At 37.4% G+C, this 13,781-nt stretch carries 13 protein-coding genes; 7 read left to right on the top strand and 6 right to left on the bottom strand.

Annotation, left to right across the window (positions count from 1 at the left end):
* Positions 1-123 precede the first annotated feature (123 nt).
* Positions 124-459: a hypothetical protein gene (locus ACFSBH_RS11355; protein WP_251514005.1), complete on the bottom strand. Its 336-nt coding sequence runs from the start codon at positions 457-459 to the stop codon at positions 124-126.
* A 503-nt stretch (positions 460-962) separates the two neighbouring features.
* Here ACFSBH_RS11355 and ACFSBH_RS11350 point away from each other — a divergent pair.
* The gene (locus ACFSBH_RS11350) at positions 963-1,355 is read left to right on the top strand and encodes a hypothetical protein (RefSeq protein WP_251514003.1); all 393 of its coding nucleotides are present in this window, start codon (positions 963-965) and stop codon (positions 1,353-1,355) included.
* A 245-nt stretch (positions 1,356-1,600) separates the two neighbouring features.
* Here the strand turns inward: ACFSBH_RS11350 and ACFSBH_RS11345 are convergent, their stop codons facing one another.
* A complete protein-coding gene (locus ACFSBH_RS11345) occupies positions 1,601-2,344 on the bottom strand; it encodes a YecA family protein (protein ID WP_285853698.1) in 744 nt (247 codons plus the stop codon).
* A 350-nt stretch (positions 2,345-2,694) separates the two neighbouring features.
* On the opposite strand from ACFSBH_RS11345, the gene ACFSBH_RS11340 reads away from it, so the two are divergent.
* Positions 2,695-3,138, top strand: coding sequence for a hypothetical protein (locus tag ACFSBH_RS11340; RefSeq protein ID WP_251514002.1), 444 nt, complete (start codon positions 2,695-2,697; stop codon positions 3,136-3,138).
* Between the two features lie 16 nt (positions 3,139-3,154).
* Entirely contained in the window at positions 3,155-3,454 is a 300-nt protein-coding gene (locus ACFSBH_RS11335; protein ID WP_251514001.1) for a helix-turn-helix domain-containing protein, read from the top strand.
* 102 nt (positions 3,455-3,556) lie between these two features.
* Here ACFSBH_RS11335 and ACFSBH_RS11330 read toward each other — a convergent pair whose 3' ends face one another.
* Positions 3,557-3,883: a hypothetical protein gene (locus ACFSBH_RS11330; protein ID WP_251514000.1), complete on the bottom strand. Its 327-nt coding sequence runs from the start codon at positions 3,881-3,883 to the stop codon at positions 3,557-3,559.
* 496 nt (positions 3,884-4,379) lie between these two features.
* Complete coding sequence (locus ACFSBH_RS11325; RefSeq protein WP_251513999.1) at positions 4,380-5,891, bottom strand: endo-1,4-beta-xylanase; 1,512 nt, start codon at positions 5,889-5,891, stop codon at positions 4,380-4,382.
* 1,208 nt (positions 5,892-7,099) lie between these two features.
* Here ACFSBH_RS11325 and ACFSBH_RS11320 point away from each other — a divergent pair.
* The 4 genes from ACFSBH_RS11320 to ACFSBH_RS11305 all read left to right on the top strand — a co-directional run bounded on the left by ACFSBH_RS11320 (position 7,100) and on the right by ACFSBH_RS11305 (position 12,626).
* Positions 7,100-9,379, top strand: coding sequence for a M6 family metalloprotease domain-containing protein (locus ACFSBH_RS11320; protein ID WP_379597590.1), 2,280 nt, complete (start codon positions 7,100-7,102; stop codon positions 9,377-9,379).
* Between the two features lie 212 nt (positions 9,380-9,591).
* Entirely contained in the window at positions 9,592-10,473 is an 882-nt protein-coding gene (locus tag ACFSBH_RS11315) for a peptidylprolyl isomerase (protein ID WP_251513997.1), read from the top strand.
* 261 nt (positions 10,474-10,734) lie between these two features.
* Positions 10,735-10,905 carry an ABC transporter ATP-binding protein gene (locus ACFSBH_RS11310; RefSeq protein WP_379597588.1) on the top strand — a complete coding sequence of 57 codons (171 nt, stop codon included), beginning with the start codon at positions 10,735-10,737 and terminating at the stop codon, positions 10,903-10,905.
* A gap of 32 nt (positions 10,906-10,937) precedes the next feature.
* Positions 10,938-12,626, top strand: a complete 1,689-nt coding sequence (locus ACFSBH_RS11305) for an ABC transporter substrate-binding protein (RefSeq protein ID WP_379597586.1) — start codon at positions 10,938-10,940, stop codon at positions 12,624-12,626.
* 374 nt (positions 12,627-13,000) lie between these two features.
* On the opposite strand, the gene ACFSBH_RS11300 is transcribed toward ACFSBH_RS11305, so the two are convergent.
* Entirely contained in the window at positions 13,001-13,186 is a 186-nt protein-coding gene (locus ACFSBH_RS11300; protein WP_251513995.1) for a hypothetical protein, read from the bottom strand.
* On the bottom strand, positions 13,173-13,769 hold the full coding sequence (locus ACFSBH_RS11295) for a sigma-70 family RNA polymerase sigma factor (protein ID WP_379597584.1): 597 nt from the start codon (positions 13,767-13,769) through the stop codon (positions 13,173-13,175). Before ACFSBH_RS11295 ends, ACFSBH_RS11300 begins: the two co-directional genes overlap by 14 nt.
* Positions 13,770-13,781: the final 12 nt, after the last annotated feature.

Below are 13,781 nucleotides of genomic sequence, written 5' to 3'. Positions count from 1 at the left end.
TATTTTTGGATTTGGATGGGTTACCACCTGACTAAATCCATTATAAAGGACTTTTTATTTGCATTAAAGTAAATTAGCGAAAATTCGGGGTCTTGTTAATATTTAGTCTTAATTAATGCAACGCTAGTGATTTACAACATCTTTATTTATTCTGACGTAATTGTTGCTGTTTAGACTTGAGCCTTCGACTAAATATTCAATAGGATATAATATATCGAAGTTCTCATTTTGTGGAAGTTTTAAAAGATCCTCTAAGATATCGATTCCATCAGTGTCTAAATTGCGGACATCAAGTAACACAAAATTATTGTAGCTTCTTCTGATTAAATCTAGCGTCTCTTGAGCAGCATCATTGATAACGATATTGGGAACAAATTTTGTTAAATCATTGCCAAATTCTTGTAGCATTCTTAGTGCTCTCATTTCTCCTTGTTTCTGATGTAATGTAGCGTAGTACATTTTATCAAATCTCCCTTTATTTAATATTTTTTATGAATAAAAACACCTAATACCCATGCTATTAATTGATGCACGAATCTAAGGTGTTAAATCATATGTATACATTAAAAGAGAGGCTATTAAACTAGTATCTAATTTCATTATACAATAAATAGGTATATTTTACAATTAGTATTCATTCAATGAATCTATAGTAATGGTAATATAGTGTTGTTTGGGTTTCATTTGATCTTATACTAACTCCCTCCCTTATTATTGAATGGTTAAGTCAAAGTTACAGAATTGAATTCGGACATTTGGTGAAGAAAAGATGATAGAAGCGAAAAAGGGAAATAGTTGTTTATTATACTTGGTAGCTAGCTGTATTTTTTAGGTCTACCAAGAGGATTTGAAATGACATCGGGAATATGTTCGGAAGGGTATAATAGTTTTACATATTATCTTTCTATAGTAAACTAAAGCTTATTCCTTTATTTATCTATAAGAGTTCTAGGAGGCTTCCAGTGAAAGAAATAATTATCATATTAGCAGAAATCGTTAATGATATTCATGATTTATTAGTTGATATGTTCGGTTTTCATATGACGGATAAGCAGCTTCATTTCTGGATAATTGGTATTATTGGGATGGTAACTTTCTTTTTTGTGCATTTTTTCTTTAAAATAATCGAAAAGATGAAATGGAGTACGACTATTCTTTCCTTTATTTATACTTTTACCGTAATGGTTGTCCTTGTCTTTGCCATCGAGTTGCAGCAAGCAATCACGAACAGAGGAAATATGGAGTTTGCTGATGCTGTAATGGGGCTATGGGGATTTATTGTGTTATTTCTGATATATGCTGTCTTAGCAATAATTGTTTATTTTCTTTTTAAGGGATTTAGGAAGAGGAAATGAGATATTGTGTGATGCCTATTCACCACCTTTTGTACAATAAGTATTTTATAAACGAATGATTCAGTTGTGTTACGCCGTGACTAATATTAATAAAGCAGCTATTGGAAACGTGAGAGCCTGCAATAGCTGCTGTCTAACTTAATTATATTTTTTTGCTAGCTAGTGCAGTGCTATTTCTCTCTATCATCCTCACTGAATAATTCCCCATGACTAGCCTCAAGCTTTGAAAAATGGAATTTGATCTATCAGACGTTTAACAAACAACATTTCTTATATTTCTTTCCACTCCCGCATGGGCATGGATCATTTCTGCCAGCTTTCTTCTCAGATTGATTAAATGGCTGATTAGGAAAGTTTTTGTTAACCTCCCCATTTGAAATTGATTGTAAATACGGCTTCTCCAATTCAAATAATTCAGCAGGGGTAAACCCATTATTGGACCAAAGTCGCGTATGATTGGATAAGTTGGTAATTAGCTTCAGTGCCTGTATGGTTTCTTTTTCAGTAGGGAATGTCACGTCGATTTGCTCCAAGCCATGGATGATATCTATAGGTTGTATTTCCATTTCGCAATCGCTTAGAACTTCATAGAATACATCTTCGACACTATTAACATTATCAGGTTGAACATATTTTTCTAAAAATCGATACAATTTCTTCATCTGAGGAGTCTCTTCATAATACTCGTCATCTTTATAACGTAAGAGCACTGCTTTTTCAGGGATATAATATGGTTTACCTGTTTTTTTACGCAGGAGTTGCTCTAATTCATTTTCTATAACGAATAGCGCATCATTGGCGAAATAACGCCCCTCTATTTCAACGTAATTTTTTCTTAACTCATCCTCGTTATTCCTCATCAATGCTTCTACATCAGAGACATTTTTTTTAGGATTATTCTGCATATTATAGATTTCTATCACTTTTTCTTTATCAACGACACCATATAAATTAGTAAGTGCCACTACATAATCAAATAGTAAGTTCATATTTTCTCCTTTCGATTGAAGAGTGTATCTGTTACCTAGTTCTGGAGTTGAAAAACACATGATTTACTTACTTGAATTATACTTGTTTATTTGGGGCATGTCACGGGGAAGAAGGACATGGGGTGAGGTTGAGACCACTAAATAAGGATTCCTGTCATCATCCGAAATTTGTCATTTCATGTCGAGATTTGTTAATAATAATAAATTATGCTAGGACTGATTAGCAATATGCTTTTTTTCAGTTCTGGATGTTTTGATTTTGTACTGGCCAATTTTCAAATATTCTCAACTTGTAATCTGATGGCATAGATGCTACCATCATGGTAATACTATAGCAAAGGGTTAAGAAAATGATTGAATCAAAGGGTTTTGGAATTTTGTATGAAGGAAATGTTAGAGATTTTGAAGATCTTATTTTAAATCAATCAGAAAAAGAAATGAATATAGGGAAACCGGGTTCTTGGTGCAAGTTAGCAGATTTGTACGCACGACAACTTACCATTATAAGTATCAATCCATATCCTGAAGAGACAGATGAATCGAGTAATGATGACACACCACCGTCAATTAAGCATATTAACAGGAATACCGACTATAAAAATTTCTATCGCTGGGGAATTCATGAACGTAAGACAGGGAATCATCGTATTATTTATGCAATCCATAATTATCATAAAGTAATTATGCTTTATTATTTCGATAAACAATATAACGGTTTAATTAAAAAGGAAGATTTAATTCCAGCTGATATTAATTATGAAGAATACTGTGGGAAAGATCCAAATCTTTATTAAGAGTGGAGGTAAGAAAATGGGTGATTTCTATAAAAGATACTCCAAAATTAGGGGAGAAGATCATGTACAGAATCTTCAACAAGAAGGACAAATTGCGGCTCAAATTAAAACAAAGCGTCAAAAATTAAAAATGTCACAACAAGAATTAGCTGACTTAGCAGGTGTACCTAAATCAACGATTGGCAGGATTGAAGCGGGACTAACTAGCCCTAAAGTTGAAACCCTATTAAAGATATCTAAGGCTTTGGAAACACCCTTTATCATTGATGGCACATCAGATAAAGGGGATAACCAAGGATTATTTGTGCAATTGTAGATTTACTTTTTAGTTGCCGCCACCACTCGAATGGATAGAGCTAGACCTGATAAACAACAAAAGTCACTATCAGTTCTAGCTCTATATAATTGTATGGATATTTTATTTAGCATAAGCAGCTGTCTTACGAGGCGGCTTAACATCTCCAGGAGTCGGACATTCATAAGCTTCCCCATTCAACCGCTCTCTCAATTCAGCTTTAGCCTTTTCAATAATCTCCGGGTTTTCCGTTGCCTCAATGGCAGTGGCTGCGATAATTTTTCCTGCATGGAGCATCCCTTTATGTGCGATAGATGTGGCCCCTTGTGATACGACCTGCCATGTGTGAGGGGACGTTCCGAGTGCCCAGGTTGCTGTATTACACTGTATTGTCGTTGGGTTAAAAATTCCACATTTCCCTGAATATATTCTAATGCCTGGTTCAGCCAATCCTCTCCATGTCTGTATGTAGCCTCTGCCCCGACAACTCCGAATGGGTTCATGAATGTCAAAATGTTTTTCGCCATGATATTCGCAAATTTTACCCGTAATTGATCATTTGGCCCTTCAAAACCAAATCAGCATGAATCTCATTTATTTATACTTTTTACGGTAATGGTTGTCCTTATTTTGGCCATCGAGTTACAGCAAGCCATCGAATAGAGGGAATATGGAGTTCGCTGATGCCTATTCACCATCCGAAAAAGAGTGCTTTGAAGCAGGATAAAACTCTCTCCATTCTTGTAGGATTAGTTTGATTGTCTTAGTTTGGGAAGGGAGGTGCAGTAATTTAAAAAATTGCAACGAAAAAATATATAGAAGTGGGGTTGTTTTAATGCTTTGTGGCTAGAATACTGTTATAAAATCAATTTTTACGTCTGTTTTACACAAATAGAGAGGGTCCACTTTTTCGTAGACCCTCTCATGTATTCCAGTTCCTTATCTGTTATCTTAAATATATTTGAACAGTGTCTAAAGTATAGTTGTCCACTTCTACACTAAGCTGATACGTTCCTTTTGCTAGTGATTTTGTATTCCAGTTGAAAATATATTTACCATCACCTGCAGAACGGAAGAGGTTTCCTATATTTGCATTCCCGCTGGATATGGCTTCTTCTTTAGAACCCAATGTCCCATCATCGAATACTTCCGTAACATATAGTTTTGCCTCTAAACCTGTTGCATCATCACCTGATTCATCTGTTATCTTTAATTTCACGGGAAGTGTTCTCCCTTGTTTAATGTGATTTATTTCATTTGGTTTGATTGGTGATAAGAAGGTGCTAGAATAATCCCTTGGATCCTTCAGCCCCATTATTGCAAAATAAGCAGGTTTCACATTGTATTGTGTATCAAAGGCGAAGGGGGCATCCTTTCCTCTTCCATCACCACTATATTCCTTGGCGCGGTCGTCTAACCAAGTATGGTTATCGGCTATTCCCCAAAACGTTACATTGCTGATAGCGTCATCCATTTCTTCATATAAACTGAATAAATCTCTATATCGATTCGCCTGTTCTTCAAGAATGCTGTCTGGAATTTCATCTTCTGTTTTATATTCACCACTTGGTGGCCAACCATAGATGCTAACATCCAATTCTGTTATTTGAACATCTAAACCTAAATCTGAATACATTTGAATGGCCTCTCTAGTTTCCTCAATGGAAGGCCAATTAAGTTGGATATGTGACTGTAACCCAACCCCATCAATAGGAACCCCATCTTCTAGCAATTCCTTTACTAGATTATAAAAGTCATCTCTTTTTACACTGTCTACTTCGTTATTATAATCATTGATATACAGCATGGCATCTTCGCCAGCATATTCTCTTGCTGTCTCGAAAGCTACTTTAATATAGTCCGTTCCAGTAATTTGATACCATGCCGACTCTCGTAATCCGCCACCATCATCAACCACTTCATTCACGACATCCCAGGCATCCACATCATCTTTATAACGCAATACAACCGTTTTAATATAATCTCTCATTCGGTCTAATAGAAGTTGTTTATTTTCTTCCCGTTTTTCAGGATCTTCTTCTTCAACCATTGGGTTTCCTTCTTCATCTAAAAAGAACCAATCTGCTATTTGGCTATGCCAAACAAGGGTGTGGTACCTTAAGTACATGTCATTCTCTTTAGCAAAATTAACAATCTGGTCGGCATCTTCCCAAAAATATTCTCCTTCTTCTGGCGCGATGTACAATGGTTTCATAGCATTCTCTGCAACAATGCTATTATAGTGGTATTTTAATACTTCAGCTGATTCACCCTCCAATTGAAATGGTTCGACTGCTGCTCCAATTCCAAAAGAATCTTCAAATCTTTCATCCATAGGAGCAACGTCTGTCGCATGAATGGACTGCGAATGTTGAGCAAATACATGGCCTGCTCCAAATGGTAATAATAAAGTTAAAGCCATACCGGAAATAATCGTTTTCTTCAACACTTTCAACATGGAATAAAATCCCCCTTAGTAGATTAATCGCTCCAAGCAACGGTCAACTAATGGATATACTAATTAGGTTGCAAGAAATTCGATCTATCACCTCGTTTCATGTGTTTGGTTAGATATCAATCCTTTTCTAATTTCAAATTAGAAAGGATAGAATCACTTTTAATTGTGAAGTGTTGCTGATCATGGAAGTCTCTTCATTTTGAATACAGCACTATGCTATCCTTATACATCCACTATTTATGATGGAATATTCAATCTTTTTTTGTGAGAAATATCCATTCGTTTTACCTCTTATCTACTTTCTATCACTGCTTGATAATTGACTATTGTAACCGCTTTCCTGTTTTTGTTAATAAATTACTTATGCTTGTTTTTTATACTAACAAAATAAACTTCATTTGTCTAATGGATGAACAAAGTTTACGATATAAAATAATTGCATGCAACACAATTCTACAATGAGAGATAGTTTTATAAGATGAAATTTATTAAATTAGATCTATTAACTTGGTCTAACGACTGTGCTAACTCTTAGTGTAGTAAATAGAATGTAATAGGTTGTTTTGTTCATGAAATTACTGATATATCTACTAAACCTAAGAAACTGGAACTATAGTACAGTTAAATTAGATTGAAAGTTTTAATTATATAGAATACTAAAATGATTATTAATAATCATGCATGTTTATGCTTTTTATTCTATGATTAATCTATCATTATCTATCATTTAAATAGTAGGGTATTTATTAAACGAATTATTTGCTGATGTTTTTGGTTGAGTAATTATTTAATCAGCAGAAAGACCTCTACGGAGAGGGAAGCGAAAAGGCTGCCGCGTTGCCTAAGGGTTTGATCAGGGGAATTTATTAGACTACAAGGTTAATAGTGCTAGGACATAACTAGAGAAGATGGTTCCAAGCAGGCGCTTGGAACCTTTCATTATATTTAGGGTCCTGCAAACTTCCGATGGAGGATTCTTAATTTGCAGATTGCTAAGCTTCAGTGAACAGTAGATTCTGAAATAGACGATGCGGTTTGAGGAGGTGATAGACCTAAGTAGAAATAAAACTATCAAAGTCGGTGGCAGAGGGTTAACGAAGAAATGATGGCAATGCGTAATCATCAAGGATATTACAATAGGTATGACTTTGTTTGACATTATTACCAGTTTAAAGAGTAGGTTATTTTCTGAGTAGGAGGAGAATGAATTGAAGCTTAGACGTAAGGTTACAATTTTAACAACCACTATATTACTTGCGCTTTCTTCACCCGTTGCTTTTGCTGCAGAACCAGGACTAGATAATCTACCGGGACCAGTGGATCCCCAGTCGTGGGTGAACCCGGATGATATGACGTGGAATGATTATATTCAAGTTCCTGGGATTGACTGGAATACAGCAGATTTTGAGCCTGAAACAGAACTGAAAGGGGCCTTGATTTTGGTCGACTTTCCAGATCAGGATTTTATTTTAACTCAACCTAAGGGTTCGGAGATTGCTGGTAACCCGCAGATCGATGCAGTTCCGCGTGAGGAACTTGGGGAATGGTGGAAGGACTTTCTAAATACTCCAAGTGAACTTAACAATTATCAGACAATCGATGGCTTCTGGAAAGAGAACTCTCAGGGGAAATGGGGCGTCAGCCTGGATTCGTTTGGTCCTTACCGCTTGGATAAATATGAATTTCAGTATGGGCTTAACAATATGAATCCCGGTACCAAGCCAGACCAATATCCAAGTGGAAACCTCTTTACGGATGGTATAGATGCTGCGGCAGCCGACATACTTGCATCTGGTGAAGAATATGACTTTGCGTTCATCGTTCATGCCGGCTATGATGAATCAACGGTATGGCAAGAATTCGGCGAAATGATGTTCCTGAATAAAGAGTCGGTGTCTGATGAATTTGGACCGCCGGACTTACCTGGATTTGAAAACACGCCAAACTGGGCACAGACTCGTTATGTACCATGGACTTCCTACTATGCAGCTAAAACGATTTGGTCAGCCGCATCTAGTGCAACACTAAATGGCAAACGGATTCGTGCTTCTATTCAAGGTGAAAGTGATGGTATGTCCACATTTGCTCACGAATTTGGACATCTTCGCGGACTTCCGGATAACTACAATAATGCAGCCCTTGATCCGAGAACCTATTCAGGATATTGGGAAACGATGAGCCGTGGGTCATTCAATGGTCCTGGTGGAACGCATACGCGTTGGATGATTCCAGCAACCCTTGGTTCTTCCTTACCAGCACCACATATGCTTCGAAATAAGATAGAACAAGGATTTGTATCCGATGAAGAAGTCCTGCAGTTGGATCGTGATGAATTAGAAGAGTCTGGGCCGGTGTTTGCGGATATTATTGCGCGCGAAGTACCAGTTGGCAGTCAATTCGGCCGCACAGGATTCCACGGTATCAACATCAGCATGGACGATTTAACACCAAGTGATTACCTTGAAGGTGACTGGCGTAACGATATCCTTAGCAATAGATTGTATGAGAACTACACACTTGAGGTGGTAGACCGCGTTGGTGCGGATTCCTTCGCAGCCGATTCCGGGGTATTGATTGCCAAGACGAAAGAACGGGGTGCACCGACCATCTGGGTAGTTGATTCGCATCCTGAAGATATCAATTTGAAGGACTTTACAAGACCAGACGGCACAACTGCTATGGTAACCAAAGGCGATCCTCGTCAATTACTTGATGCATTATTCAAAGCTGGAAATGGAGAAACGTTGGTCTCCGGACAATTCGATGGTTCCATTGACCAGGACACGATTGTCAGTGAGTACATCGATCCATACAATAAACTTCATTTCTATATTTTAGGGAATGACAAAGACGATGAAGGTGTGCTTCGTTATCAGGTTGCCGTGCGTAACACAGAGGGATCAGGTAACTATGATCGAGGCGTAGATGTAAGCGCCGGCAATGTGCAGCCTGCTGTAGAAGACAAAGTAGCAGTCTATCATTTTAATGTCTCTAATACCGGCGAAGCAAAGGATTTCATTCGTATCAACGCTTCTGCGGGTGAAGATTGGACAATTCAACTTGATCACAACGTAATAGCTGTGGAAGCAGGGGAAACTGTTGAAGTTCCGGTATACGTGAAAATTCCTAATGGCAAAACAGCTCCAGAAAGCCTTACTTTTACAGCTACATCGGAGACAGATTCTAATCAAAGCGTTACGGAGACAAACCTATTGCCTAGCAAACTTAGTGCAGCAGGAGTAAGCTCTGTTATTGATAGCTTTAACAAAGAGGGCGAATTCTTCAATAAAGGTGCAGCTCAAGCATTGAAAGCACATTTGAAATCTGTGGAACAATTTGAAAAGAAAGGTTCCCCAGATAAAGTTATCAAGCATCTTAACGATTTCAAAAAATTCTTAGATACGAAAAAAGATGCAAATCATGTCTCTAATAAGGCTTACCGAAGCTTAAAAGCGTATGCCGATGCAATGATTGAAATCTGGCAATAAGTTATTATCAACGTTATAGAAAATACCTCCTGTACCATGAAAGGCCTGGTACGGGGGAGAAAATGAGTTTAAGAGTCTCATAGGAAATAAAACAATAGAACGGTTGGGACAGTTGGTGGACTGTCCCACCTTATATTAGCAGGTTTAGAAACGGTGAATTTCATTTGGCTGTTTTTTATCACGGGAAGTTGTCAAGGTAGGGGTGAAGATAATTGAAGAAAGTAATTAAAATTTTAGCTATATTATCATTGCTATTTATACTGGGTGCCTGTACGACGCAAACCTCGGGCGAAGAAAGCAAGGTGCTTGTTGAAACAGATTATGGAACGATTACAGAGGAAGATTTATTTCAAGAAGTGATTAGCACCGAACGGGGAAAGGAATTGATTCAGAAGTTGGTCTATATGCAAATTTTGGAAGGCAAATATGAGGTATCTGATAAAGAGGTGAATCAACGGTTGGGCGATATAAAGGAACTGGCCGGTGATGAAGATGGCTTTCAAATGATTCTACTACAACAGGGCTTTAAGGATGAAGAGGATTTAAAAGATCAAATTAAACAATCCCTCTATTTCTTTAAAGCAACAACTGAAGGGGTGGAAGTCTCAGATAAAGAAATAAATGATTACTATGCACAACATATAGACGAATATACAGAGGTCGCGGTCAGCCATATTCTCGTGGACAATGAGTCGACCGCTAAAGAAATTAAAAAGGAACTAGAGAAAGGCACTGACTTTGCTGAATTGGCTATAGAACACTCAACGGATTCAATGACTGCGGAAGAGGGCGGGAATTTGGGCTATATTTCTGGAAAAAGCAATGAATTGGATCCAACGTTTCTTGCGGCGGCCATGGAGTTGGAGAAAGATGAAGTAAGCGATCCGGTCAAAACAGTATTCGGTTATCACATTATTAAGGTGACGGATAGAAAGGAAACGCCATTAAGGGAAGTAGAAGACCGAATCAGACAAGCACTTATGGAGAAAGAGGCAAAACCTATACAGGAGATATTAAATGAATATAATAAAGAAATTGAGTTTGTAGAAGAAGCGTTTGAAGAAGCATTTAAGGAAGTAGATCATGTTAACTAGAGATACCTATCTGTTCAATGATCGCGAGTTCAAAAAAGACCGAGTTGGTTTTCGGCTTAAGACTCTATGTGAATATGCTTTTGGCCGATGATTTTACGAAATCTAAAGTTAATTCTCTGTGATGAACCATTACTTAGCTCTTGATATATCCATTGAATCACAAATCCTTAAATGGAAGAACTGCTAGATGAATTCAATTTAACGTACATATTCATTGCACATTGAATATAGGAGCGGATTGGCGTCATATATTTAGAGAGAATGGTCGAATTTACGGACACAGATAATCTTTATAGCAATCATAAACATCCTTATATACAATCTTTACTCTCTGCTGTGCCGTTCCCGCAAATCCACAAGCAGTTTTTCCTGTCATACAAGACTGTTAATCAGCATTTTGTTGCCTGTCATCTATATAACGGCAAGCAATAAAAAATATAAATAAGAATAAAAGGGGGATACCAATGAAATTAAGATTATCGCTACTAGTTGTTTTATTTTTAGGACTTTTTCTCGTTTTAGCAGCATGTAGTGGAGATGGAGGCGCGAACACAGATAAAACTACTGATGATGGCGCAACTGAAACAGAAGAAACTGCTGGTGATGAAGAAGAGGTAGGGGAAGCGAGTGCATCGGGTGAACAAGTACTAGTATTTGCTCGGGGAGGGGACTCCGAAAGTCTTGATCCTGGAAGTACGAGTGATGGGGAATCTTCGAGAGTCACACAACAAATACTCGAAGGATTGCTTACATTTGATAAAGACTCTTTTGAAGTGAAGCCAGCGCTTGCTAAAGATTGGGAGGTTTCAGATGATGGTCTGAAATATACCTTCTATCTGGAAGAAGGCGTAACGTTTCATGATGGAACAGATTTTAATGCAGATGCTGTAAAAGTTAACTTTGAAAGATGGGCTGACCCTGAACATGAATATGCATTTACTGATGATGGATATGTCTATTTCATGTACGGAACGATGTTTGGTGGATATAAGGGCGACCCCGGACATGTTATTGAAGAAATTAATGTTGTAAATGACTATGAAATTGAATTTATCTTAAATCAACCGCTTGGGTTCTTTTTACAAAACTTAGGGATGAGTTATTTTGCACTCACTTCTCCGACGGCTCTTGAGGAGCATGGATCAGCAATTAACGAAAACCCAGTGGGAACCGGTCCATTCAAATTTGTCAGCTGGACAAAGGATGACTCTATTGTTCTTGAAAAGAATGAGGATTACCGAGTAGAAGGTCTTCCGAAACTTAATCGTGTGATCTTTGAAGTAATACCTGATAATGCTGCACGCCTCATAGCGCTTCGTTCTGGGGAAATCGATATTATGGATGGATTAAACCCAGATGATGCAGCTGGAGTGGAAGCGGAGGATGGTCTTGAGTTATTAGAAAGAACAGAAAATAACTTTGGATATGTTGGCTTCAATACTCAGAAGGAACCATTTGATAATGTAGAGCTTCGTCAAGCAATCAATTACGCGATTGATAAACAAGCTATAGCCGATGCGCTATATGCCGGTTATGCTACAACAGCTGTAAACCCATTGCCACCAGGTTATTTAGGTTATAATGATGAACTTGAACCGTATTCGTATGATCCTGACAAGGCAATCGAATTGCTTGCGGAGGCAGGTTTTGCCGATGGATTGGAGGTTGAATTATGGACTATGCCAGTGGCAAGACCATACATGCCAGATCCTGAAACAGTGGCTCAAATTATTCAGAATAACTTGGCCGAAGTTGGTGTTACTGCAAATATTGTTCGTGAGGAATGGGCTCCATATTTAGAAAAAACCATGAATGGTGAGCATGAGCTGTATATGCTTGGTTGGTCTGGAACAAACGGAGACCCTGATTACTTCTTAAGCAGTCTGTTACACGGTTCCAACGTAGGAAGTAGTAATCGCGAATTCTATCAGAATGATGAAGTGGATGAACTATTAGATTCTGCTAAACGTGCAGTGGACCAGGAAGAGCGTGCAGAGCTGTATAAGAAGGCTCAAGAGATTATTCATCACGATTCACCAATGGTAACATTAGTTCATTCTAGACCAGTAATGGCAACAACAAGCAAAGTGAAGAACTATGTACCACATCCATCAACAAGCGAATCCCTAGCTGAAGTGGAATTAGTTGATTAAATATCAGTTAGACTTAGGAGGATATTTGGAGATTTACTTAGATAATTAGAAGACTTACAGAGACAGCGAATAGGTCCTGGGAGGGACTGTTCGCTGTCTATTTTTATTTGGCGTTTGCTTTGATTGGGACAATGGGACTTTCTCTAAGTCCCGCTCTATTATGCCTCGGAAGATAACTTTTTTATTTTATTACCATTAAAACAAACGTTCGAATATATCCTTTTAAAGGGATAAGTTTTTGCATTAATGGCAGTGAACTTGAGGAAGTTCACTGCCAACAACTCCAATCTAGAGACCGATAATGATAAATTTGATTCAAAAAGATCCAAGGAAAATTTTGATTGATTGGATCCTTTTTAATTATGACTCTACGATTATTTAAGGAAAGACCAAAAACTAGGGCTCTCTCGAAACTTCACCGTGTTCAACTTCTCAATGATCTTCGTATTAATCTCTTGCTCCAAATCCTCTCTATCTTGAAAAGAAGTTTCTCTTAGGCTCTTTTTTATCTTCGGTTGGAAGTCGTTTATGATACTTATTATTTCTTCATTCTTTGTCATATTTAGATTTTACCTCCTCTGATAATATCTGATTTAGCTTTTTGAGAGACTTTCGATGGAGATTCGATATATTTTGGGGAGTTGTTTTTAAAATTTCCGAAATCTCTTTTAAGGTCAACTGCTTGTGATAGATCAAATCTAGTATTAATAACTGTTTTTCCGTGAGAGTTTGTAATGCTTTGATTAAGCGTTCACTTTCAATATCATCTAATAGATTCCTATTCAGCGTATGTTTTTCCTCATTTTTATCTTCAATTAAGTCCTTTAGAGGAGTGCGGGCATCATATTCGGAGCTTTTATCAAGTATGAGTAATACCGTATCATTTTCTTTCCTTCTCTTTATGTTGTAATCCATGGTGAAAAAGTAGATTAAATTACTTACATATTTTATTTTCAACACTCTATTGTAGTGCTGCTTAAATGCTTTATCCACCTTATTCTTGTTGGCATCTGTAGGATTTAATATATATTTCTTTAGTAAAGATAAGTTATCTTCATTCGCCAGAAACCCCTTGATAATTGGATTTTGAACTTTATCTCTATATTTACGAAAGAATTCAGCTATCTTCTCTTCGTTATTCATCATAGTATTCAG

This window comes from Oceanobacillus luteolus, assembly GCF_042678205.1.
GTDB lineage: Bacteria > Bacillota > Bacilli > Bacillales > Amphibacillaceae > Oceanobacillus > Oceanobacillus luteolus.
Note: the sequence above shows the minus strand (reverse complement) of the source record. Positions and strands in the feature narration are given on the sequence as shown.

Bases quoted from the DNA above. Each gene is read 5' to 3' on its own strand.
- ACFSBH_RS11355 (WP_251514005.1), bottom strand. From the start codon at position 459: ATGTACTACGCTACATTACATCAGAAACAAGGAGAAATGAGAGCACTA.
- ACFSBH_RS11345 (WP_285853698.1), bottom strand. From the start codon at position 2,344: ATGAACTTACTATTTGATTATGTAGTGGCACTTACTAATTTATATGGT.
- ACFSBH_RS11340 (WP_251514002.1), top strand. From the start codon at position 2,695: ATGATTGAATCAAAGGGTTTTGGAATTTTGTATGAAGGAAATGTTAGA.
- ACFSBH_RS11335 (WP_251514001.1), top strand. From the start codon at position 3,155: ATGGGTGATTTCTATAAAAGATACTCCAAAATTAGGGGAGAAGATCAT.
- ACFSBH_RS11325 (WP_251513999.1), bottom strand. From the start codon at position 5,891: ATGTTGAAAGTGTTGAAGAAAACGATTATTTCCGGTATGGCTTTAACT.
- ACFSBH_RS11310 (WP_379597588.1), top strand. From the start codon at position 10,735: ATGGTCGAATTTACGGACACAGATAATCTTTATAGCAATCATAAACAT.
- ACFSBH_RS11305 (WP_379597586.1), top strand. From the start codon at position 10,938: ATGAAATTAAGATTATCGCTACTAGTTGTTTTATTTTTAGGACTTTTT.
- ACFSBH_RS11300 (WP_251513995.1), bottom strand. From the start codon at position 13,186: ATGACAAAGAATGAAGAAATAATAAGTATCATAAACGACTTCCAACCG.
- ACFSBH_RS11295 (WP_379597584.1), bottom strand. From the start codon at position 13,769: ATGAATAACGAAGAGAAGATAGCTGAATTCTTTCGTAAATATAGAGAT.